General features: G+C 58.6%; 15 protein-coding genes and 2 pseudogenes. 12 read left to right on the top strand and 5 right to left on the bottom strand.

Annotation, left to right across the window (positions count from 1 at the left end):
- The first annotated feature begins 4 nt into the window (after positions 1–4).
- The 3 genes from sctT to BLU75_RS11990 all read left to right on the top strand — a co-directional run bounded on the left by sctT (position 5) and on the right by BLU75_RS11990 (position 5,001).
- Positions 5–817 (top strand): type III secretion system export apparatus subunit SctT, encoded by an 813-nt coding sequence (sctT, locus tag BLU75_RS12000; protein ID WP_084378833.1) that lies wholly within the window; start codon positions 5–7, stop codon positions 815–817.
- 24 nt (positions 818–841) lie between these two features.
- Positions 842–1,888 carry an EscU/YscU/HrcU family type III secretion system export apparatus switch protein gene (locus tag BLU75_RS11995; RefSeq protein WP_084378700.1) on the top strand — a complete coding sequence of 349 codons (1,047 nt, stop codon included), beginning with the start codon at positions 842–844 and terminating at the stop codon, positions 1,886–1,888.
- Between the two features lie 188 nt (positions 1,889–2,076).
- Positions 2,077–5,001: a type III effector HrpK domain-containing protein gene (locus BLU75_RS11990; protein ID WP_084378699.1), complete on the top strand. Its 2,925-nt coding sequence runs from the start codon at positions 2,077–2,079 to the stop codon at positions 4,999–5,001.
- Positions 5,002–5,838: 837 nt separating this feature from the next.
- Here the strand turns inward: BLU75_RS11990 and BLU75_RS11985 are convergent.
- A complete protein-coding gene (locus BLU75_RS11985) occupies positions 5,839–6,777 on the bottom strand; it encodes a LysR family transcriptional regulator (protein WP_084378698.1) in 939 nt (312 codons plus the stop codon).
- A 115-nt stretch (positions 6,778–6,892) separates the two neighbouring features.
- Here BLU75_RS11985 and BLU75_RS11980 point away from each other — a divergent pair, with 115 nt between their 5' ends.
- The 5 genes and pseudogenes from BLU75_RS11980 to BLU75_RS11960 all read left to right on the top strand — a co-directional run bounded on the left by BLU75_RS11980 (position 6,893) and on the right by BLU75_RS11960 (position 11,840).
- A complete protein-coding gene (locus BLU75_RS11980; protein ID WP_084378697.1) occupies positions 6,893–7,288 on the top strand; it encodes a RidA family protein in 396 nt (131 codons plus the stop codon).
- Positions 7,289–7,438: 150 nt separating this feature from the next.
- Positions 7,439–7,858: pseudogene (locus tag BLU75_RS11975) on the top strand (acyl-CoA dehydrogenase C-terminal domain-containing protein); the annotation flags it as partial.
- A gap of 403 nt (positions 7,859–8,261) precedes the next feature.
- Entirely contained in the window at positions 8,262–9,593 is a 1,332-nt protein-coding gene (locus tag BLU75_RS11970) for an MFS transporter (protein ID WP_084378696.1), read from the top strand.
- A 120-nt stretch (positions 9,594–9,713) separates the two neighbouring features.
- Positions 9,714–10,967, top strand: a complete 1,254-nt coding sequence (locus BLU75_RS11965; RefSeq protein WP_084378695.1) for an OprD family porin — start codon at positions 9,714–9,716, stop codon at positions 10,965–10,967.
- A 159-nt stretch (positions 10,968–11,126) separates the two neighbouring features.
- The gene (locus BLU75_RS11960) at positions 11,127–11,840 is read left to right on the top strand and encodes a GntR family transcriptional regulator (protein WP_084378694.1); all 714 of its coding nucleotides are present in this window, start codon (positions 11,127–11,129) and stop codon (positions 11,838–11,840) included.
- Positions 11,841–11,846: 6 nt separating this feature from the next.
- On the opposite strand, the gene BLU75_RS11955 is transcribed toward BLU75_RS11960, so the two are convergent.
- The 4 genes from BLU75_RS11955 to BLU75_RS11940 form a co-directional block, all read right to left on the bottom strand.
- Positions 11,847–12,797 carry a PDR/VanB family oxidoreductase gene (locus tag BLU75_RS11955; RefSeq protein WP_084378693.1) on the bottom strand — a complete coding sequence of 317 codons (951 nt, stop codon included), beginning with the start codon at positions 12,795–12,797 and terminating at the stop codon, positions 11,847–11,849.
- A gap of 108 nt (positions 12,798–12,905) precedes the next feature.
- A complete protein-coding gene (locus tag BLU75_RS11950; protein ID WP_084378692.1) occupies positions 12,906–13,967 on the bottom strand; it encodes an aromatic ring-hydroxylating oxygenase subunit alpha in 1,062 nt (353 codons plus the stop codon).
- A gap of 268 nt (positions 13,968–14,235) precedes the next feature.
- On the bottom strand, positions 14,236–15,279 hold the full coding sequence (locus BLU75_RS11945; protein WP_084378691.1) for an LLM class flavin-dependent oxidoreductase: 1,044 nt from the start codon (positions 15,277–15,279) through the stop codon (positions 14,236–14,238).
- 175 nt (positions 15,280–15,454) lie between these two features.
- Positions 15,455–15,940, bottom strand: coding sequence for a flavin reductase family protein (locus BLU75_RS11940; protein WP_084378690.1), 486 nt, complete (start codon positions 15,938–15,940; stop codon positions 15,455–15,457).
- 319 nt (positions 15,941–16,259) lie between these two features.
- Between BLU75_RS11940 and BLU75_RS11935 the strand changes: the two genes are divergently transcribed.
- The 4 genes and pseudogenes from BLU75_RS11935 to BLU75_RS11920 all read left to right on the top strand — a co-directional run bounded on the left by BLU75_RS11935 (position 16,260) and on the right by BLU75_RS11920 (position 24,200).
- Entirely contained in the window at positions 16,260–17,666 is a 1,407-nt protein-coding gene (locus BLU75_RS11935; RefSeq protein WP_084378689.1) for a purine-cytosine permease family protein, read from the top strand.
- 507 nt (positions 17,667–18,173) lie between these two features.
- Positions 18,174–19,169: pseudogene (locus BLU75_RS11930) on the top strand (hypothetical protein).
- 2 nt (positions 19,170–19,171) lie between these two features.
- On the top strand, positions 19,172–19,531 hold the full coding sequence (locus BLU75_RS11925) for a hypothetical protein (protein ID WP_084381739.1): 360 nt from the start codon (positions 19,172–19,174) through the stop codon (positions 19,529–19,531).
- Positions 19,532–20,087: 556 nt separating this feature from the next.
- Positions 20,088–24,200 carry a DUF1592 domain-containing protein gene (locus BLU75_RS11920; RefSeq protein ID WP_084381738.1) on the top strand — a complete coding sequence of 1,371 codons (4,113 nt, stop codon included), beginning with the start codon at positions 20,088–20,090 and terminating at the stop codon, positions 24,198–24,200.
- The last annotated feature ends 1 nt before the right edge of the window (position 24,201 follow it).

The following is a 24,201-nucleotide window of genomic DNA, read 5'->3' as shown; positions in this document are numbered from 1 at the left end:
TGGCATGAATATAGAGCTTGCCAACCAGTTCATCGAAGTCGCCTACCCCGTCATCAGCTCGGCGGCGCTGTCCGCCAGCCGCGCCATGGGCGTGGTGGTAATCACCCCGGCCTTCAACCGCCTGGGCCTGACCGGCATGATTCGCAGCTGCGTCGCGGTGTCCATTGCCATTCCCATGTTTGTTCCGGTGTACGGCGCTTTCACGGCATTGCCGGACCATGGTGGTTTTTTTCTGGCGGGTTTACTGGTCAAGGAATTCCTGATCGGCATCCTCATCGGCCTGCTGTTCGGCATTCCGTTTTGGGCCGCGGAGGTGGCTGGCGAGTTGGTCGACCTGCAGCGTGGCTCGACCATGGCCCAACTGCTCGACCCGTTGTCATCGGGCGAGTCCAGTGTCATGGCCACTTTGCTGACGGTGATGCTGATCGCCCTGTTTTTCATGTCCAGCGGTTTCATAATGATGGTCGACGGCTATTACCACAGCTACCTTTTATGGCCCGTTACCGCGTTCACACCGTTGTTCGCCAGTTCGGCGCTGATGGCGGTGCTGCAGATCCTTGACCAGGTGATGCGCATCGGCGTGATCATGGTCGGGCCGCTGATCATCTGTATGCTGGTCACCGACCTGATGCTCGCCTATCTGTCGCGCATGGCGCCCAACCTGCACATCTTCGACCTGTCATTGCCGGTGAAGAATCTGTTCTTCAGTATCTTGATGGTGGTCTACATCAGTTTCCTGATCCCGGTGATGATCGACCAGCTTGGCGAATTTCGCGGCATCGTGGAGCTGCTCAAGACTCTGGCGGGCTCGGCATGACCCCGCTTATCGTGCGAAGCGCCGATGAGCGATAGCAGCGAGGAGAAATCCCAGCCGGCAACGGACAAGAAGCTCCGTGAGGCGCGCAAGAAAGGCCAGGTGTCGAAGAGTCAGGACCTGGTCTCGGGCATGGTCATCCTGTTCTGCACGCTGTGCATCTCGATCATGGTACCCAAGGCCCAGGCACAGATCACCGCGTTGCTGGACCTGATCGCGCTGATCTACATCGAGCCCTTTCACAGCGTCTGGCCACGCGTGCTGGACACCGCCGAGCAATTGCTGATCAACCTCACCCTGCCGGTGGTGGCCGTGACCGTGGGGACGGTGATCCTGACCAACATCATCACCATGCGTGGCGTGGTGTTCTCGGTCGAACCGATCAAGCCAGACATCAAGCGCATCAACCCGTCCGAAGGTTTCAAACGCATTTTTTCGATGCGCAGTTTCGTCGAATTCCTGAAGGGCGTGGTCAAGGTCGTACTCTTGGGCCTGGCCTTCTGCGTGGTCGGGCGCATGGCGTTACAGGCGCTGATGGAGTCATCGCGCTGCGGCGCTGGCTGCATCGAATCGACCTTCTACCTGGTGCTTAAGCCGCTGGTATTCACGGTGCTGGCCGCCTTCTTGCTGGTCGGCGCGGCAGACGTGCTGATGCAACGCTGGTTGTTCGGCCGCGACATGAAAATGACCCTCAGCGAACAGAAGCGCGAACGCAAGGACAGCGACGGCGATCCGATGATCAAGCAGGAGCGCCAACGCCAACGCCGCGAAATGCAAGCCCTGGCCAACAAGCTGGGGGTGAACCGTGCATCGTTGATGGTCGGCTCCGCGGGTGGCTGGGTGGTGGGCATACGTTACGTGCGCGGTGAAACCCCGGTGCCGGTCGTGGTGTGCAAGGCCGAGTTCGAGGAGGCGGCGCAGATGCTCGCGCAGGCCTCGGACCTGGGGATCGCCCATAGCCTTGATAGCGTCCTGGCCAAGGAAATCGCCCGACGGGCAGTGCCGGGGGACCCGGTGCCGGACAATACCTTCCAGGCCGTGGCGGATATGCTGGTGGCCGCACGGTTGATTTGAGGGTGGCTGCGGGTGGTGCGGTACAAACGTGGCAAGTGTTACGAAATGCAGAGCAAGCGCTGTGTTAGAGCGGCTGTAACGCCGGTTCTCTCCCTGCATCCGCCCGGCCAAGTCATCCCCCTGTCATGTGCAACGGTAATAGTTGATTCCCCTAGCGCCATCGGCTCTATGATCAGGAGAACGCCCCCTTGCGAATCGACAGCAACGCCCGCCCCGCAGATAACCAATTCCCTGATTCTGGAGTAGGTCAGCGCTTTGAGAAAATACTTGGCGCGGCCCGCAAGCACGTCAGCGATAAAAAGGCTGACCTGGGCGGTGCGGTAGGCGTGGCGGTGCAAGAAACGGTTGGCACCTTGATCGAGGCGCTGAAGCAGCAACACGGACGCACGCTGCGCAACGACGAAACCGTACCGCTCCAGGATCTCGAGAACCTCACGGCATGGCTGGTAAATGACGAGGTGGTGGCCTACACAGCCCGGGACAAAGAGGGCAATGAAATCACTATCAGCAAGGAAGCGACGCCTGATTACTTCGACAAGGTTGATGCGTTGCAAAAGGGCAACGACGAAGGCTTTGCATTGCGCGGCGATGGCGCGCTTCTATCAGCAGAAGAGCTGGCGAGCGCAGACATTTTGCCCCCGGATGAACACACTGGCTTTATCCGCCTGACTATCAATGGCGAAAAGATCAACGTCTCGAAGGATGTGACGCCCGACCTCTACAACCAGCTGGTCTGGAAACAGGAAGGCTACCAGAGCAAGTTTTACGAACAGAACAGCGAGATCATCGAAACGGTCCGTGATCGATGGGACGACTGGAATGGCTCCGACAGTATTGTCAGTGATAAGGATTTGAGGAAGTACGCTGTCGATGAAAATCGAAGCGCGCAAGAGCGCGAGGCGGCCCAGTTCCTGCTCGATAACAAAGGGTTTTTTGACCTGCTTGATACCAAGGCACACAACAACAAGGCCGACGGCAAAATCAGCAGCAACGATCTGAATGCGTGGCTACGCCCTGTTGCAGTCAAAGCCGACGACATCGGTGCCTATAACGACTTTCTGAAAGCTTCCCCGAATGCTGACGCAACCTCTTTGGAGCTTGCGAAGCATTCGGCGCTGCTGCTGGAGAACTTTGACGAGATCAGCGATCGGACCGATAGCGGTAAACACCTGTCGCGCGAGGCCTTGCAGAAATACCTGGATGAAAACCCGAACATCAGCGATGACTTGAAGCAAGCCCTGACTTTCTGGTCGCAGACGGGGGCGTTCGAAATGCTCGAAACCGCTGGGAAACCATTGGAGAGCAGACCTGATGGAAAGCTCGGCAAGAACGATATCCAAAACTGGCTGAAGAACACCAGTCCCAAGACCTCTGGGGACGCACTGCTATTCCTTAACCAGGTAGCGAATACCAACTCGGTCTCCAGCATCGATACCAGTGACCTGGGCAAGGACGTCTTCGAAAATCCAGGCAACTATTCCGTCGAACAGCGGGCGGCGGTGTTACAGGATTTGCTCAAGGCCCAACAGTTGATCATCGACGGTGCGGCTGCAGGTATGTGGAGTGATGACTACGGTAAGGTGTCCATCGCCAACGCTGTGCGCAGCCATCCAGATCCCAACAAGCTACTTGCCGATGTCAACAGCCACATTGAGCAGCTACAAAGCGATCCCGAGGTGGTCAAGTTTCTTAATGAAACCACCTCGACGCAAATGGCCAATCTGTTTGAGGCAGTTCCTGGGTTAAAGGACTCGGTGCAAAAAAACTACGATGACATCAAGTCTGGTGCAGCTCTTGATGCGCTATGGGATAAGCATACGAAAGACGGCAGCACTGACCAACAGGCGGTGCTGGCCGAATACCTCTCGACGGCAACGCTTTATCAGGAAGCGCTCGGCATCAATGATCGGGCAGAAATTCAGAAGGGGCTCGCTGCCTCTCAGCATGCCCAGGCGTTCCAGGATTATTACGAGCACTCGCTTGCTTCCGGGACGCGACTGGAAGAACTGATGAAAACGGGCACCTTCGAAGAAGCGATCGGCACCTTCTCCGCGGAGGTCGCACTCTACAACGCGACGCTGGATCCCAGCATCACCGCAGGTTTCGACGCGCAGTTGAACGACAATTTCAGCCGGGTCGGGCGCGACAACGCGATGAAAGACGGCACCTTCGATGACCTCAAGCAAGCCCTGGGTATCAATGGCGGTGACGAGCTTGACGAGGCCAAGGTCAGGACGATGGCCGAGACGCTTATCCAGTCCAATCCGGAACTGGTGACCAATCAGGATGGCACCGTCGCAACGGCCGACCAGATCGTCGCGGGTATCCGTTCGGATTGGGACATCCTGCGCCAAGGCACCAAGTCGCTTGCGGAGTTGAAGTCGTCCTTGCTCAAACCCGACGGCGCCCTCAAGAACGCGTCTGACAAAGGGGTACTGCATGGCGTCAGCGGCATCTTCATGGCTGGCGTGACGATCGCCAAAGGCGCTCAGAATGGCGCAAACCTGACCGAACGAAACATCATCGACATCACCACAGGATCGGTCATGACGACGACCCTGCTCACCGAGGGTGGTGCCAAGAACCTGAAAAGCTACCTGAAAAACGAAAAAAACATTGATCTTCATCCCAAAATCAAAGCCTTTTTCGACGACCCCATAAAATCTCTCACTGGCATTGCCGACAAGTTTGAAAGCGGTGCCAAGGGTATCGGCGGTCTGGCCGGCATGGTTGCGGGTGCGTACGGAATCTTTGATGGGGTTCAGTCGATTCGCAAGGGCGACCTCGTCAGTGGCGGTATCAGCATCACTTCAGGCGCACTGGCGTCGTTGTCGGGCCTGGCATCAGCGATTGAGGGCGGCGCAGCCCTTTTTGGCAATTTGGCACTCAAGGCGGCGATGGCTCCGCTGGCAGGAGTCCTAGGCACCGTGGCGGCGGGCGTCGGCGCGGTTGCCCTGTTGCTTCCGGGCCTTATTGCGGAGGGCAAGCGACAGACGCAGCAAGACCACTTCGGCGACCTGCTCGGCGACTATCTGACACAGTACGAAATCGATGGCGTGCAGGGCGGTGATATCTACGACGTTCCCGACGAGGATTGGCCGCAAACCGACTGAGGCCCGTCACAAGCTTGCCAGGTGCGCTCTTGCTCTCCACCGGAATCCCTGTCCGGATGGGCATAGGTATCTACACACCTTTCAGAAACTGACGACTTTCCTTGTGGCGAGCGGGCTTGTCCCGCGCTGGGCTGCGAAGCAGCCCCAGTAAGCCGAATGCGGCGTTCCGACAAGCCCGCTCGCCACAACAGCCCTATTTGCCTGGATTTAAGCGTTGAGGCAAAGTTGTGTAGATACCTATGCCGGATGGGGGGCGGTGCTCCAGACTGCCAACTTTGATGCCAACGCGGCATTTTCAAATCGGACACCACAGGGTCCACTTCTCCGGCAGACCTATATCGAACGAGTTATCCACGAAATCCGTGAGTATGTCTGTGGATAACCGTGCTGATGCCAAGTGGCCAAGGCGTTTTAACAGGCGATCAAAAAATATACAGGTTGAGTGGCAGGCATCACGTCTCGCCGCTGGCCATTGAGTGTGAATAAAGGCTGGAAACCTATATCACCTTGCATGCCTGTTCATGCGGTAGGAAATTGGAGTATTTTTTGCAGAGTCTAGGGCCTGTCGAGTTCGATTGGCCGCAGAAGTCGAGAAACCCGCAGATTCTTGCGTTCAATGGCTGCTCCGATAAGGTGGCGTTTTAGCTCAAACCTCTGCAAGCGTAGACCCCAGCGGTGAATTGTGGCCACTGATCCTGGAACAGATAGTTTGAGTGTGCCTATGACGCTCAAGCATTGCCGAATGCCAGCCGGCAGGATTGGTTTCCATGCGGCTGGCCAGTCTTTCGTGATTAGCCGTTTTCGGCGCATTGCTTCAAGCGCGACCTTTTCAGCGGTCTATGGAGTGTCAGGGCGTGTGGGCAGAGCAATCTGTGGTACATGCGTGGTCATCAACTCCACCACCCAGTCCATGAATACGCGTAATTTTCGGCTGACATGGCGGTTCGGCGCATAGGCCAGATAGAGCGGCATCGACGCGATGTGCCAGTCTTCGAACAGCGGCACAAGTTCGCCGTTCGCCACGGGTTGCAAGGCCATATATCGCGGTAGCCAAAGTATCCCCAGACCTGCCTGTCCGGCTGCCAGATAAGCATTGCCATCGTCGACGGTCAGCACATGCCGGCCATGCACTTCCAACTGCTCGCCCAGGCGCCGCAAGGCATAAGAGAGCGCTTTACCGGTTCGTGCCCAGCGATATCCCACGACACGGTGCTCACCTTCCTTTAATTCGCGCGGATGTGCTGGCACGCCGTAGAGAGCCAGGTACGCGGGCGCTGCATACACGCCCAGCGGCAGGTCGGCGATGTGCCGCGCCACCAGGGAGGTGTCGGTGATCTCTCCGCCGCGAATCACACAATCAACGCTCTCATCTATCAGGCTCACCTGACGGTCGCTCACACCCAAATCCAGCTGGATGTCCGGGTATCGCTGTTGGAAGTCCGGTAACGCCGGAATCAATATAAAACGCGCCAGTGGACTGGGTACATCCACCCGCAGCCGTCCGCGCGGCGCTGCCGCAGCGCTCGATAGCGCGGTGTCAGCGTCATCCAGCGCTGCCAGCAAGGATTGCACCCGCTCGTAGTAGACAGCGCCATCGGCGGTGACCTTGACCTTGCGGGTCGTGCGATTGAGCAACTTCACACGTAAGCGTGCCTCCAGTTGCTGGACGAGCTGGGTAACGGTGGTTTTGCTCATGTGCAAGGTGTGGGCGGCTCGGGTAAAACTGCCGGTTTCTACCACCCGGGCAAAGGCTTGCATGGCATCGAAACGATCCATGGGGGCTCCGTATTGTTTGGGAATCACAAACAGTCATGGTCAGCATTGCCTGTTTATCCGTCCCGGGCAAGCGCCATACAGTGTTCAAGTCGCTTTCTAACCACTGGAGTTTTTCATGAACCAACGAGACGTTGTATTCCCTGTGGGCCGGCAGGCTATTTACGAGCGCAATCGCTATTCACCGGCGGTGCGCAGCAATGGCTTGCTCTTCGTTTCCGGCCAAGTGGGCAGCCGTGAAGATGGATCCCCGGAACCGGAACTCAAGGCGCAAGTTCGACGCGCTTTCGAGAACCTCAACGCGGTGCTGGCCGCAGCCGGTTGCAGCTTTGATGATGTCCAGGATGTAACCGTCTTCATGGTTGAGCCGCAGACGATCTTCGAGCAGGTATGGGAGGTTGTGCCTGAGTATTGGGGCGAGGCGCCTTTTCCAACGATTACGGCGGTAGGGGTGACCTGGCTGTATGGTTTCGATTTTGAGATCAAGGTGGTGGCTAAACTGCCTGAGGTGTAATTGCGTGGACTTGACCACCCATTTGCATTCGACTTGACCAGCGGTTGAGTGCCCCCGCTATTTTTCCACGTCAACGATTTCAGCAGATGCTGTTGCAGACCTTTCCGGTGTTCGGTGAAGAACCGCTGGTGCTGGTGGACTGGCTGCCGTGGAACCATCGGCTTGCCGGCGCCGGGCTGCGAGGTCCGCCTGGTGCCGTTGGAGGGCAAGCTGGAAGGGCGCTTTCGTGGCCCGCACATCATGCCTGGCTACCTCACCGAGTTCGCCAGCGCTCTGGACCGCTTGTGCGACACACTGTCTACGGGGGTCGACGACATACGCGAACGGTCCCGGGAGGACAGTGAATATCCCTATCGGGCCGCCGGGGACTTTCTCCAATTGTGCGGCATTAGCTTGTTGGCCATGGCCTGGGGGCGGGCGGCGCGGGTCTCCAGGGAGCTGCCGGAAGAAGATCCGTTGCGCGCCAGCAAACTGCAAAGCGCCGGCTTCTTCTTCAACTACTTACCGTCCAGGGTGGCGCCGCACCTGGCCGCGATAGAGGGCGCACGGGCAACCTTGGCATTTGTCTAGTGGATCCATTGTCAGCTTCGATCAGCGGTACACCTCCAAAAGATCACCGAGTGCCGGAAACACACGTGGGTGATCGATAATCGAACGGAAATGTGTGTGGCGCTGTATATCATTAAGTAATTGATATTAAAGATATTTGCTGATTATTTTTCATCGGCCGGGAGTGCTTTTCCTGCGCTTCCACGTGTGGAGGCTCTTGTTCGTGGATCCATTAGCGGGTTAATTAGCGCCCTGGCGATGGCAGGAGCCCTCCTGATCATCCCGATAAAAACTACAAGAAGGGTTTCGTCATGAATGGCTTATCAACGGCGCACACCTGCGTGGGTTCTGCTGGTCACCGGTGCGCGTGTACGCTGCTGTCTACTTCTCCGTCGCTGTGGGTTCTGCACGCGGAGGTCCGATCATGAGCTTCGATCTGCAGCGCCGCGTGGACAGCGGCCCCATGAATTCCTTTCAATACGTGGCGATCGGCATCTGCATTGTGCTGAACATGATCGATGGTTTCGATGTGTTGGTCATGGCGTTCACCGCGGCGTCGGTGTCGGCCGAATGGAGCCTGAGCGGTGCACAGATCGGCTTGTTGCTCAGCGCTGGGCTGTTCGGCATGGCCGCTGGTTCATTGTTTATCGCGCCTTGGGCCGACCGCTTCGGTCGACGCCCATTGATCCTGTTCTGCCTGGGGATTTCCGGGCTCGGCATGCTGCTCTCGGCGCTGAGTCAGACCCCCATGCAACTGGCCTTGCTGCGCGGTCTCACAGGCCTGGGCATCGGCGGCATCCTGGCCAGCAGCAACGTGATTGCCAGCGAGTACTCCAGCAAGCGCTGGCGCGGTTTGGCGGTCAGCCTGCAATCCACCGGCTACGCCCTGGGCGCGACTCTCGGCGGCTTGCTCGCGGTGTGGCTGTTGACTCACTGGGGCTGGCGCTCGGTGTTTCTGTTTGGTGGCGTGGTGACCTTGGTGGTGATTCCATTGGTGCTGCTGTGGCTGCCGGAGTCCCTGGACTTTCTGCTCGCCCGCCGCCCGGCCAACGCCCTGGCGCGGATCAATCGCCTGGCCCGGCGCCTGGGGCAACCGGCGCTGGCGCAAATGCCGGCGGCGGTGCTCAAGCAACCCGGCGCTGCCAGCGGTTTCGGCGTGCTATTGGCACCAGCCATGCGCCGCACCACGTTGCTGATCTGGCTGCTGTTTTTCCTGGTGATGTTCGGCTTCTACTTCGTCATGAGTTGGACCCCGAAACTGCTGGTCGCCGCTGGTTTGTCGGCACAGCAAGGCATTACCGGCGGGGTGCTGCTGAGCGTCGGCGGAATCTTCGGTGCGGCGCTGATCGGTGGCCTGGCCTCACGCTGGCCGCTGACCCGGGTGTTGTCGCTGTTCATGCTGATCACGGCCGGCTTGTTGGTGCTGTTCGTCGGCTCGGGTTCCTCGATTGCCGCGGCCCTGGGGCTCGGCTTGCTGATCGGCTTGTTCTCCAACGGCTGCGTCGCCGGTCTCTATGCGCTGTCGCCCGTGGTCTATGACGCCTCGGTGCGTGCCACCGGAGTCGGCTGGGGCATTGGTATCGGGCGCATCGGCGCGATTATTTCGCCGACCGTGGCCGGCTTTCTGCTCGACGACGGCTGGCAGCCGCTGCACTTGTACGGGGTTTTTGCCAGTGTGTTCGTGATTGCCGCCGGCTGTCTGTTACTCCTCAAACTGCCCAGGGCCCAGGCCGAACCTGCACTGGCCAGCGCCTAGCACTCGCCACAGCTGATTGACGCCCGGCTGCGCCGGGCATTTTCTGCAGCCACTGAAAAACAGGCCCCCAGTTGCCTGCCGGGGGACGGCTGCGCCTATGAAAAACGGAAAACAATAATAATGAAGCTCTCTCACCACAGCCTTGCACGTTCGATAACCGCAGCCTCGCTGACCTTGTCCATCGGCCTGCCGGCCTGGGCCGAAGACGCCGGTTTTCTCGAGGGTGCGAAGACCGATCTGCTCGTGCGCAACTATTACTTCAATCGGGATTTTCGCGATCGCGGAGCGGCCAAGAGTCAGGTCGAAGAATGGGCCCAGGGCGTTATTCTCAAGTTCAATTCCGGCTACACACCGGGTTTCGTTGGTTTCGGTCTGGACGGCATCGCCATGTTCGGCCTCAAGCTCGACAGCAGTCCCGGGACCAGTGGTTCGGATCTGCTGCCGATACAGGGCGATGGACGGGCGGCGGATAATTTCGGACGCGCCGGTGCGGCGTTCAAGATGCGCATGTCTGCCAGCGAATTGAAGATCGGCGAATTACTGCCGGATGTTCCTGTGCTGCGCTACGACGATGGTCGGCTACTGCCCCAGACTTTCCGCGGGGCCATGCTCGATTCTCGGGAAATCGAAGGGCTGGGGGTACAGGCAGGGCAGTATCGCTCGGTGAGCCTGCGCAACTCTTCGGACATGCAGGACCTCTCGGCCTGGGCGGCTCCGGGCGTTACCTCCGATGGCTTCAATTACGCGGGTGTCGAATATCGTTTCAATCAGCAGCGAACCCTGGTCGGGGCCTGGCATTCGCAGCTTGAAGACATCTACCGCCAGAGCTACTTCAACCTCTTGCACAAGCAGCCGGTGGGCGATTGGGTGCTGGGGGCGAACCTGGGTTACTTCATCGACAAGGAGGACGGGCGTGCGCGTATCGGCGAGATCCAGAGCCGCACTGCCTTTGCCTTGCTCTCGGCGGCAACTGGCGGCCATACCGTGTACCTGGGACTGCAGAAGGTCAGTGGCGACAGTCCGTGGATGTCTGTCTACGGCAGCAGTGGCCGGACCTTGGGTAATGACATGTTCAACGGTAACTTCAGCAACGCTGATGAGCGCTCCTGGCAGGCCCGCTATGACTACAATTTTGCCGCGATGGGCGTGCCAGGGCTATTGGCGATGGTGCGTTACGGCCATGGGGAGAACGCTACCACCCAGACGGGCACTAACGGCAGGGAGTGGGAGCGCGATACCGAGGTGAGCTATACCTTCCAGAGTGGTGATTTGAAGAACCTCAGTGTGCGCCTGAATAACGCGACCAATCGGCGCAGTTTCAGCAGCGATTTTGACCAGACTCGGCTGATTATCAGTTATCCGCTGGCGCTGTAAGGAGGGCGAGGCGGGGCGTACGAAAGAGCGGATAAGTATTCAATCGCCCCGCCAGGCATTCCCCGGAGAGTCAGCTACAACGGTCCGCTGCCCTGTTCGCCTGCAAGCGGCACAAGCCTTGCGGTACTATGGCGGCCCACGTGCCCTGGAAGTGTCTGGATGAGTAAGCCCGGTCAATTAGTGCTGGTTGCGCTGCGCAAGATGATCGCCTCTGGCGAGTTGGCGGCGGGTGAGCGCTTGATGGAAATCCCCACCGCGCAACTGTTCGGTGTGTCACGGATGCCGGTGCGCATGGCATTCCGGACCTTGGAGCAGGAAGGCCTATTGGTGCGTTTTGGCGGACGCGGCTTTCAGGTGCGTTCGGTGAGTGCCGACGACATCGCCGGCGCGGTCGAGGTTCGAGGTGTGCTCGAGGGTCTGGCAGCGCGCCAGGCCGCTGAGCGAGGGTTATCCGAGGCGGCGCGGGCGGTGCTTGAGTTGTGCCTGATGCAGGGCGACCAGTTGTTCGACAAGGGGTATGTGACCGAGGACGATCTTGAGATTTATCATGATCTCAACATGCGTTTTCACCAGATCATCGTCGAGGGTAGCCACAACCCCGCGATTGCCGACGCGCTGGCGCGCAACGATCACCTGCCGTTCGCTTCGGTCACCGCACTGGCCGTGGACCGTGAGGACATGGCTCGCGAATACCGGCGCTTCAACTATGCCCACATGCAGCATCACTCCGTGTTCGATGCCCTGGTCAGTCGCCAGGGCGCGCGGGCCGAGGCAATCATGCGCGAACATGCCAATGCCACCTTGCGCTACGCCGAGGTCTTCAGCAGCGCGACGGCAGACCAGCGGATGAAAATCATTCTGCGTACCGAGTAACCCGCCTCAGATATCCAGCACTAGCAGCGGCGTTTTCGAGCGTGAGCAACAAGGCGTGAACTGATCGTTGAGCGCCTGTTCTGCTTCGGTGAGAAACAGGTCGCGGTGCTCCGGTTCACCTTCCAGTACCCGTGTCAGGCAGGTGCCGCAAATGCCTTGCTCACAAGACACGGTAATCTCGATGCCGTGGCTTTCCAGGACCTGGACCACGGTTTTGTCGGCCGGTATTTCGACGACTTGGCCACTGCTGCCGAGCTTGACCGAAAAGCGCCCATCGTTGCTGCTGTCCACCGGGGCCGCAGCGAAATATTCGCGGTGCAGGTGGTCTTCCTGCCAACCCTGGGCGCGGGCGCTGTCGAGCACATGCTGCATGAAACCGCCGGGACCGCACACGTAGAGATGCACATTGTCTGCGGGTGTCGCGAGGACCTTTGCGGCATCCAGGGCGGTGTGCGGGGTTTCGTCGAAATGCAGGAACACCCGATCGGCAAACGGCGAATCCTTGAGACGCTGGACAAAGGCCGCGCGCGTGCTGGAACGGGCGCAATAGTGCAGTTCGAAGTCGGCGCCAGCCTGGGCCAGACGCTCGGCCATGCACAGAATCGGGGTGATGCCGATACCGCCGGCAAACAGCAGGCTGCGTCGGGCGCCGTGCACCAGCGGGAACAGGTTGCGCGGTTCGCTGATGCGCAGGTGAGCGCCGGTATGGATCTGTTCGTGCAGGCACTGGGAGCCGCCTCGGGAGGCTGGGTCTTTGAGCACGCCAATCAGGTAGCGATGCTGCTCTTGCGGGTGATTGCACAGCGAGTATTGGCGGACCAGCCCGTCGGGCATGTGCACGTCGATATGCGCGCCGGCGCTGAAGGCCGGCAGCGGCTTGCCATCGAGGCTCGCCAGTTCATAGCTGCAGATGTCCTCGGCTTCGGTGTTGCGGGATACCACCACCACATCGATCATGTTCGGTCCTTGGCGTGTTGCCGCTGCGAGCGGCCACTTCTGTTTATTCGGTAAAGGCACAGGGCAGGGCGCGGCGCCATGAGGAAGCCGCGCTCGGTGCAGGCGGCGTCAGGCGCTGGTTGCGGCGATCAGTTGCGGTTGCGCGCTGCGCTCCTTGGCGATCAGGCGCTCCAGCACTTTGCGCGACTGCACGCCGCCGGCATCGATATTGAGCTTGAGCAGGTTGCGGGTCGGATGCGCGAGCAGGTTCTGTTGCTGGCGTTCGAGCATCTCCAGGTCTTCGCTGAAGATCTTTCCCTGGCCTTCGCGAATACTGGCTGTCAGTTCCTGGTCCTGGGGGTTGAAGTTGCGCGCCATGCCCCAGAAGTACCAGATCGAGGTCTCGGTCTCGGGGGTGATGAAGTCCACCACGATGCTCGCGGCCTTGTGTTCGGCAGCGGCGTCATAGCCGCCCTTGCCAGCGTGGGCCACGCCGACCTCGATCAGTACATGGCTGGGCGGGCTGAAGCGGCAGATCTGCCAGCGATCCACCGGTACGTCATCGGCGAGGTTGTTGCCGCGCAGGGCCATGCGCCAGAACGGCGGGGGCATGATGTTTTCCATATGCCGGGCGGTCACCACCTCGTCGCCCTCGACGGTGGTCACCGGCGGCGCTTCGTCGATTTCCTTCTGACCGATGCTGGACGCGTGGACGTAGGTTTCGTGGGTCAGGTCCATCAGGTTGTCGATCATCAGGCGGTAATCACACTTGATGTGAAACAACCCGCCGCCATAGGCCCACTGATCGCTCACTGCCCATTCCAAATGATGGATCAATGCGGGATCGGCCTGGGCCTGATCGCCGGGCCAGACCCAGATGAAGCCGTAGCGCTCAACCACTGCAAAGCTCTTGTTGCACGGAAACCCCCGCACCCGCTGACCGGGCATTTCCACCGTCTTGCCGTCACTGCCCATCACCAGACCGTGATAACCGCAGACGAGGTTGCCGTTTTCAACATAGCCCAGGGACAGTGGGGCGCCGCGATGTGGGCAGAAGTCCTCGACGGCTGCGACTTTGCCCTCCGCGCCGCGATAAAACACCATTTTTTCACCGCAGATCTGCCGGCCGAGGGGCTTGTCAGCGATTTCATCGGGGGTGCAGGCAACGTACCACGTGTTCTTGGGATACATGGGAGCTCTCCAGGCTTATACTTATTTTTGTTTAATGGATCCATTAGGTGGTGAAAATCACGGAGAGTCAACATTGTCGCGGGCTAATCCTGGGAATTTATGGGCGATTATCGCGCAGTTTTATTTTATTTTTTTATAATGGATCCATTGGTCGGTCGATCGACCACCGCCTTTGAGTGGGTGAGGTGCATGAACAGGCACCCACTGATCAACGGCCAGAACGCAAAACGCCGGCGAGTGCCGGCGTTGGTAGGTACAGGACTCAGCTTCAGCGGAAGGCCGGCACCACGTGCTTGATAAACAGCGCCAGGGATTTTTTCTTCTCCGCATGGGGCAAGCTGTTATCACACCAGAAGCTGAACTCGTCGACCCCCAGCTCCTGGTAATACCGGATTCGCGGAATGATTTCTTCGGGCGTGCCGATCATGGCGGTCCGGTGCAGGCTTTCCAGTTCAAACTCCGGGCGGGCGGCGAACTTCTCTTCAGGGCTCGGCGCGAGGAAACCGTTGACGGGCACCTCTTTATTGCCGAACCAGGCATCGAAGGTCCGATAGAACCTGGAGATCGCCTTGGCCCCGACTTTCCAACCTTCAGGGTCATCGACCGCATGCGCGTGGGTGTGGCGCAGTACCATCAATTGCGGGCGTGGCACATCCGGGTTGTTATCCAGCGCGGCCTGGAATTTGTTTTTCAGGTCGAGGACTTCTTCGTCACCCTTCATCAACGGGGTGACCATCACGTTGCAGCCATTGGCCACCGCGAAGTTGTGGGAGTCTGGATCGCGCGCGGCTATCCACATCGGCGGGTTAGGCTGCTGGATCGGTTTGGGCACGCTGGTGGCGGTCGGGAATTTCCAGATATCGCCGTCATGGGCGTAGTCGCCCTTCCACAACGCACGCACCACCGGCACCATCTCGCGCAACGCCGCGCCGCCGGCGGAGGCGGGCATGCCCCCGGCCATGCGGTCGAATTCCACCTGGTAAGCGCCACGTGCCAGGCCGACCTCCATGCGGCCGTTGCTGATGACGTCGAGCAAGGCGCATTCGCCCGCCACCCGCAATGGGTGCCAGAACGGCGCAATGATGGTGCCCGCGCCCAGGTGAATGGTGGTGGTCTTGGCCGCGAGGTAAGCCAGCAGTGGCATCGGGCTGGGTGAGATGGTGTATTCCATGGCGTGGTGTTCGCCGATCCACACGGTGCTGAACCCACCAGCCTCGGCCATCAGGGTCAATTCGCTCAGGTCTTCAAACAACTGACGGTGGCTGACACTTTCATCCCAGCGCTCCATGTGTACGAACAGGGAAAACTTCATGATGCTTACCTCGGATCTATTGTGATCGGCTTGTCGACTGCAGGCCCTTAAATGCTCTTGCCCCTGTGAAGCCTGCCAGTGGTGACAGCTGTTCGGTGGAGTGATGTTTGGTATACCATAATACGTAATTTCCGCAAAATGTTTCTCTCCATCCGTTGCCCTCGCGCGGGATCTGTCAGGCAACCGCGGGCAGGGCACCCATCTTGCCGTGGCAATACACCAGTGGCCCGGCGTTCTGCTGGGGCATGATCAGGTTCTTCACCGAGCCGACCATGATCGCGTGGTCGCCGCCTTCATATTCTCGCCACAGTTCGCACTCGATCACCGCCGAAGCATTGGCCAGTATCGGGTTGCCCAGTTCGCTCAGGGTCCATTCGATGCCCTGGGCCTTGTCCTTACCCTTGCGCGCAAAGGCATAAGCTTCGTTTTGCTGCCCGCCGGAAAGTACGTGAATGGCAAAGCGTTTGTTCTTGATCAGGACTGGGTAGGAGTCGGAGCTGTAATTGGGGCAGAACAGCACCAAGGCCGGGTCCATGGACAATGAGCTGAACGCACTGGCGGTCAGCCCGACGATTTGGCCGTTATCATCAAGCGTGGTGATCACGGTAACCCCGGACGGAAACGAACCCATCACTTGTTTGTAGATGGCAGCATCGATCATGGGACGGTCCTCTGGCGGTGAAGCGGTTTTTATAAATTTGTAAGTCTGATGGTATACCGTAATACGATCTGTGCAAGCGCTTTTTCCTGCGACTGATGAGCGTGCAGGTTTGTGCTCAAGCTCAATAAATACGGGGATTTTGGCAATAAATAACGTTCTGCCATGTATCGCAATAGCGGATCAGATACGTGTCAGAATGACGAATCAGCCTTGTGAAAATATTGGAATACCATAATATGGTGTTCAACTTGGGGGCCGGAGAGCTCTCCCGGTTTGGCGTCAAACAACTATAAGATCAGACAAACGCGAGTTCATTTCCATGCCCCAGATGTCCCGGCAAGACCCCCTGATCGAGAATCACACGGTCGATTATGTCCCCCTCGCGGAGCGCCATGGAAAGGCCCGCGACCTGTTCACTTTATGGTTCAGCACCAACATTGCACCGCTGCCCATCGTCACCGGTGCCATGGTGGCCCAGGTATTCCATCTCAATCTGGTCTGGGGGCTGCTGGCGATTGCCTTTGGACATATGCTTGGCGGGGTGGTGATTGCGCTTGCGTCGGCCCAGGGCCCGCGAATGGGCATTCCGCAGATGGTGCAAAGTCGTGGACAGTTCGGGCGCTATGGCGCGTTGTTGATAGTGTTTTTCGCGGCGCTGATCTATATCGGCTTTTTCATCTCCAACATTGTGCTGGCCGGTAAATCTATTGTCGGTATCGTGCCGTCGGTACCGATGCCGGCGAGCATCCTGATCGGCGCGCTCAGCGCCACGGCCATCGGTGTGATCGGCTACCGTTTTATCCATACCTTGAACCGTGTCGGCACCTGGGTGATGGGTGGTGCATTGCTCGCGGGCTTTATCTATATCTTCGCCCATGAGCTGCCGGCGGACTTTCTGACCCGTGGCGGCTTCAACCTGGCCGGCTGGTTGGCAACGGTGTCCTTGGGGGTGATCTGGCAAATCAGTTTCTCGCCCTATACCAGCGATTATTCGCGCTATCTGCCGGCGGATATCGGCATTACCCGACCCTTCATTGCGACGTACCTGGGCGCCACTCTCGGCACCATCCTGTCCTTTGCTTTCGGTCTGGTAGCTGCCTTGGCCACACCGGAAGGCACCGAAGCCATGGTCGCGGTCAAGCAAGCCACCGGTTGGCTGGGGCCGATCCTGATGGTGTTGTTCCTGCTTAATATCATCAGTCACAACGCCCTGAATCTGTATGGCGCGGTGCTGTCGATCATCACCTCGATCCAGACCTTCGCCAGCCAGTGGACACCCAGCATCAAGGTGCGAGTGATGCTGTCGGGCGTGATCCTCGCGGGCTGCTGTGTGGTAGCGCTGGGGGCTTCGGAGGATTTCATCTCGCAGTTTATCGGGCTGATCCTGGCGCTGCTGTTGGTGCTGGTGCCATGGGCGTCGATCAATTTGATCGACTTCTACCTCATCAAGCGTGGGGTCTATGACATTGCCTCGATCTTCCAGGCCGACGGCGGGATCTATGGGCGCTTCAATCCGCACGCCATCGTCGCGTACTTCATTGGCATCATCGTGCAACTGCCATTTGCCAATACATCGCTGTATGTCGGGCCGTGGGCCAACCTGGTGGAAGGCGCGGACCTGTCGTGGCTGGTGGGGTTGGTGGTGACGTGCCCATTGTATTACTGCCTGGCGACGCGTCAGCAGACGCAGAAGGTCAAGGCGGTGAGGTTAGGTTATACCGACTAATTTTCGAATCAGTTGAAATGCCCGGCCAATGCCGCAATGCGTGCAGTTAAGGCTGAATCTCCTGTGCCGAGGGGCTTGTCCTGTGGCGAGGGGGCTTGTCCCCCGTTGGGCTGCGCAGCGGCCCTAATAAAGACAAATGCGGTGTATCAGGCACTCTTCAGCGACTGGGTTTTGGGGCTGCTGCGCAGCCCAACGGGGGACAAGCCCCCTCGCCACAGGATGGTGTTCGGCACGCGACTTTCTTAACTGAACAGCATTGCGGTCAATGCCGGGCATTTTTGTATCTGGGCTCTGGTTACCCTGATCGCCGGAAGGGGTGGTGTTGCAGCTTAGTGATTGCGTGCAGCACCTAGAGATGACCGAACACCAGGACGTTTCTGTCGGCGTTATTTCTTCGCCGTGTAGGTAGATTCCCAAATATTATTTCGCCCCTCTGGCTTGTGTCCGGGGTTGTAGTTGCTTGTTTATATTTCGACGCCATCTCTAATTGCATCCAGGATGTAAGGCATGGCGCAGGGGTATATCAACGACCGAACCACGGACTACTCGAGTTTGAAATCCCGCTTGTTGGACGGCGCCCCTAGTCGGCAGCGCTCCGATCATTTCGATGTATTGAACCGGCACCTGCGCCTTGGATTGGTCACGCCGGGTCAGTTGGTGATTGTTCCTGACACCTACAGCGTGAGCTGTTCCCTGGAGGAAGCCTGGCTGATGCGTCGGGGCGAAGAAGTGCGGCGCAACCTGGAATCGGACCCCACGACCGGGACAGCGATGATCAACGATTATGACCTGTTGCAGAGCTTACTGGCGTATGGCTCGATTGGCATCGGCAGTTCGACGTCGGCCTGGGGGCGGCATCTGGATGAAATCGCACAGACGTTGGAGGACATCGAGCGGCTGCATCAACGGTTGAGAGCGGGCGGGTTTGATCGCGAGACGTTTATTCGGCAGCGCCAGGTGCTATTGGCGCTGCTGGACACGCAGTTGCGAGGAGCAGCGCGATTCGGGACGGGGTTGCGGGCTAACCACTCGTTGAAAAAGGTGCTGGGGATTTCGACAAAGAGCTATCTGCATAAAGGTGAGATCGCAGGGTATGCGCAACGGATTCGGGCGATTGGATAGACATCTAAGTGGCTGAGTAAAGGGACTTATCTGGGGTTGGCGCTGGATGTGGGAGTGACGGGGTTGGAACTCAAGGAGGCGTGTATGACTGGGAGAGAGGCGCAATGTAGAAGGGCGAAGTACGTGGAGAGTGGGCGATTGGTGGGTGGGGTGGCAGGAGCAGGCTGGTTTGGGGCCTCAGGTGCTAAAGCCGTGCGGCGCTTATGTACGGTTGTTTTGGGTGTGGCTGTTAAAGGACGTGGTGAACTGGTCTGTGGAATTATTGGCGGCGTGGGGGGAGGGTATGCAGGAGGTAGTGTACTCGGCGACGGTGGTGCGTTTCTGGGTGGTGAGATCATAGAAACCGATGGTGATTTGATATTTCAACCAAAAGGAGCCTAGCAGTGTCATTTTTTCTCGCCTACACCATTGTTATGTGTTCCGGGGCGTTAATTGGCTTTGCGGTGATGTTATATGCCGAGTACCGAAAACTCGACGAGTTGGAAAGTTATTTCAGTGAAAACGAAAAAGTGCGTAGACATAAACGTTTCTGGAGAAGGAATCGGCGAATCGACAGATTTCATCGCATGGGTCTGATGATTGATTTTCTGTCAAATCCCAAGCCCTATTTGCAAGCAGGCCTCGTGACCGAGATCGAATTGGCTGCTGTTCCCTTAACGCTGAAGCGTTGGGCGTTGTGGCCCTATCGTTTTGCTTACGTTTGGGCTGCTGTGGCGGGCATTTGGTACTTTTGGGGCGGTTAGTTGCAGCCTGTGCTGCTTCAGTTTCGAGAGGTCTATAGGTAAGGCTACGTCGTGCCACGGGAGGGTGGGCCGGCACCGCGCTGGGTTGAGGTAAGTTTGCTGGTGTAATCCGCAGGGGCGACTGTTCTGAACCGAGAAAAACAAAACCGAACTAATCGTTTAACCACAGCAAGGCGTTGGGCGTTGATCGGTAAGAGAAAATCAACGATTACCGGGCGCTCCGGGTGTACGCGCATGCCAGCTGAATCAAGCGAGTGATTTGACGATTGCTCTTAGTCGTACTAACACTTCATCTGTAAGAAGTGACACGCCTGTGAATGACAGGCGACTTACTTAGGATGAGTGTCTATTTGTTGTCGTGATTTTTGTTTCTATGGCTGCACGCCATGTCGTGAACACGCAGTTGAATTGCAGTGCAGGACATTCCAATTGAAATGCTGGAGTTCGTGCGCCTCTACCAGGCGGCGATTCCCTGCCAGGTGCGTGCCCGCCGGATGCGTTTTGCAGTCGTTCCAGTTTGCGAGAGTCGCTTGGCTTGCCTGTGAGGTTGCAAGTCATGGAGAGGTCTATCGGTCCACGTGCGCGCGTGTCGAGTGCCGGGTCAGTGTTGTTGGCTATGCTGCTGGTCCTGGCTTGTTTCGATCTGATGGCGGCGCCACAGCAAGCCTGTACTGCACCGGATTACCAGGCAGGAACGACCTACCAGCAGGGCGATCAGGTCCAGAACGTGGGCCGACAGTTCGAATGCTGGAAAGATGAGGAAGCGCCGCTGGGCGCCGGCAGTTGGCAGTGGTGTCGGCAAGCGGACTACAATCCTGGACTGCCCGCCTCCAGTGGCGCGGAGCCCTGGCCGGACGCCTGGAAAGACCTGGGTGAGTGCGGTGGCTACCAGGGCAATCGCCTAACGCTGAGTTTTGCCACGCTCAGCGGCAGGGCGCCGCTGAAAAGTCCGCAGCCTGGTGTCTCGCGGCTCGATCAGGTGGTGACGGGCGTGCTGCGCTGCAAGGCCGAAGATATTCCTGTCAGCGGCAAATCCGGCGACACGATCCATATCGATAATCTCAAGGCCTGCGACTATCAGTTGGTGATGAATGTCGCCGATGGTTTTGTGCCGTTGAACACGCCTCGCATTGTGTCCTTCACCAGCGCTGAAGGTGAAGAGCAGGCATTGACGGTGAAGTACCGCCCACCGGTGAATGTCGCCGCGCTCAGCGGCTTGCCCGGGATAAAGATCGAACTGTTCGCCCAGGGCCTGATCCAGCCACGCCAGATGGCCATGGGCAAGAACGTGCTGTATGTCGGATCCAGTGCCATTCCATCGTATGTCTACGACGGCAAGATCGCCGATATGATTTATGCCTTGCCGCTGGATGATTCCGGCAACCCGACGGGGATCCATGTGATCGCCAGCGGGCTCGAAGAGCCGCATGGCGTGGCGTACCGCGACGGTGATTTGTATTACTCCACCACCGGTGGCCTGTATCGTCTGCGCGACGCATATGACAACTATAAAGATCCTGCGCCCGAACGGGTATTCAACTTCCCGGCCGATGATAATCTGTTCCCGCTGCCGTCCGCGGAGTCTGGATCCAGTACGCGCGTCTGGCACATGAAGCACCCTTTGCATTTCAACCCTCTGGATCCGGCCGACAAGGGGCTTTATACCGCCGTCGGCACCCCGTGCAACCTGTGCATGATTCCTCCCGATGAGCGTTACGGGACGTTGCTGCGCTACGACCTGGAGACCGGCGAGGCGCAGATTCAGGCCAAGGGCGTACGCAACTCCGTGGGGTTCGACTGGAACCCGAAGACCGGGGAAATCTGGTTCAGCGACAACAACCGCCAAGGCTTTGCCAATCCTGACGAGGTCAATCGCAGCAGCGCCGCTGGGCAGCATTTCGGCGTGCCTTACCGGTTTGGCAAGGACACACCGGGGTTTACTGAGGAAGAGTTTGCCGACCCAGACGTGATTCAACCGCCGCTGGTACCGGGGGCGATCGTCTCCGACAAGTCCCTTGAGCAAATTGATCCCAAAGACTACGTGGCACCGGCATTCGAGCTGGGCACCAACACCGCGCCGCTGGGCGTCAAGTTCTGGGATGCCTACCCGGCGAAAGCGGACACGCAGAACTTGCTGGTGGCTGTCCACGGCGCCGGGTCGGCCGCCAGGCCGGGCATGGATGTGCGCCTGTTAACGGTCCAGGACGGAACGCGCGTGGTCAATCAGATCCCGTTGATCAGCGGATTTATCCAGGATCCGAGCAGTTTTGATGTGTACTGTCTGGACGACTCCTGCATTGGCCGGCCGGCGGACATTCTGGAGCTGGCGGACAAGAGCCTGCTGATTTCCGACGACGTCGCGGGGGTGATCTATCGCGTCAGCTACGACCCCGCCGGCTTGCCCGAGACACAATTGTCGTTGCTGCCAATGCTGGCACCAGCGCCTGGGCTTGAGACGGAAATGCTCAGCGGTACATTGACCTTTCCCGACAACACTGCCCGCGCCTTTCATATGTCCTGGAACCCTGCAGACGGCGAGGCCTGGCTATCGCTCAAGGGTCTGGCGTACGGCGACTATCAACTCAAGCTCAATGATGTGAAGAACTGGATCCCCCAGGTTCGCAATACGTCATTTGCCTTGTCTGCCGCCAATCCCAACCAAACGGTCAATTTGCGCTACCGCGAACGGCCAGAAGAGCTTGCGGTAAAAGTGACAGTGGTGGCACCGACCAAGCCGGCCTCGGTGAGTGACGCGCAATGGCATTTCACGCTCAAGAACAAGGAACAGGCAGCCCCGCCGCCGCAGCTGATCCATGTGCCCTGGGGCGCGAGTGTGACGCAGATTCTGAATTACGGTCAGTACGAGATCATTTACCCGTTTTACCCTCAAGAAATGCCCCAGCCGGAATTGGTCTCGGTGGTGATTAACGAAGAAAGCGAGGACATGCAACTTGCTCCGACGAACTATCGGCATATGACCAACCTGGGGGAAACCGTGCTGGCAGAGACGTGCACCCAATGCCATGCGGTGGAGTTCTTCGACAGTTTGCGCATGGCCCTGGCCTGGAGCGTTGCAGGGCAGGACAAGCTGCTCAAGCAGATCCAGAGCATGCCGGTGTCCGGGCATTGCGACACCACCTGCGCGACCGAGATCAGCACGCATTTGTATGACGTGGTATGGAAACCCTATCTGGATCCCGAGGCGTCCTACGGGGCACGGCAGTTGCGCCTGCTGACGCCTGACGAGTACGCCGCCAGCGTCAAGGACATCCTCGGCGTAGATATCGATTCGCAGAAACTGCCGGCCGACAAATCGGAAAAAACCTTTAAATACCCAGGCGAAGCGGACAAAGGGATTCTGCAGGCCGAAGACGTCAAGCAGTTCTATGATATGGCATTGTCGGTGGCCGACCAGGTGCCGGAGACCCGGGTGCGTGGGGCCGGAGCTGATCCGGTCACGGCGTTGGGGTATTCGCTGTTCCGTCGTCCGTTGAGCGACGAGGAGCAGACTCGCTATCAAACGCTGTTTGAAACCCACGGGCACTCCGCGTTGGTCGGCGCCTTGCTGCTGTCGCCCAACTTTCTCTACCGCTCCGAACTGGGGCTCGCCACTGACGCGGATGGCGTCTTTCAACTGACGTCCTTTGAAGTGGCTACCGCGCTTTCCTACAGCTACCTGGGCACCTCTCCGGACGCTGAACTGCTAGGCAAGGCCCAACGCGGAGAGTTGCAAACCGCGGAGCAATTATCCGCCGAGATCGAGCGCATGCTGGGTACGGAGCGGGGGATCGAGCAGTTCAATCGATTTGTCAGTTATTACGTCAAGACCAATCGTGGGGTTCAGGAGAAGCCTGGGTTGAGTGCTGCGACGATCCAGCTCATGGCGCAGGAGCAATACCTGCTGGTCAGCGGATTGTTGCAGGGCGATGGCACGCTCGCACAGTTGTTCAACCCGGGTTACACCTACCTGAACCAGGCCCTGGCGACCCATTACGATATCCCCGGTGTGACTGGCGATGACCTGCACAAGGTAGCGGTAGAGGACGGCAAGCGGGGTGGCTTGTTGCACCTCGGGCTGGTGCAGGCGGCCAACTCCGACTATCAGGCGACCTCGCTGGTCAAGCGCGGCATCATGATTCGCGAACAGCTGTTCTGCCGCGAGTTCGGTGCCCCCGTTGAAGCGGATCCTACGGAACCGGTCTATCCCGCGCGCGCGGTCACCACCCGTGAACACTGGGACCTGGTCAACGGTGAAGAGGCCTCCGAGGGGCGTTGCTGGCAGTGTCATCAATACATGAATGACACCGGGGCTTCCATGGAGCATTACGACGCCGCGGGACGTTATCGCGATCAGGAAAAGGCCTACAACTACAGCCAGTACCCGCAAATGGTCGCGATCAAGGCTTCGGGCCCCTTTATCGGAGCCACCGGCACTGAACAAATCAATGACGTTCGGGATGTTGCCGGGCTGATTCCCGACAATCCCGCCGCGCAGTTCTGTATGGCGGACAGCTATTTCCGGTTTGTCTTCGGTAATGAATCTGACGTGTCCACTTCAGGCACTGTCAAGGCGATCGCCGACGGCTTGAAAGACTCCGGTTCCCTGGTCGATATGTTGCGCACTATAGGCTCTTCCAACGCCTTCACCCACAAGACTCAGAGGGATTGAC

Source organism: Pseudomonas mucidolens, assembly GCF_900106045.1.
GTDB classification, from domain to species: Bacteria; Pseudomonadota; Gammaproteobacteria; order Pseudomonadales; family Pseudomonadaceae; genus Aquipseudomonas; species Aquipseudomonas mucidolens.
This window is presented reverse-complemented; position numbering and strand designations above follow the sequence as displayed.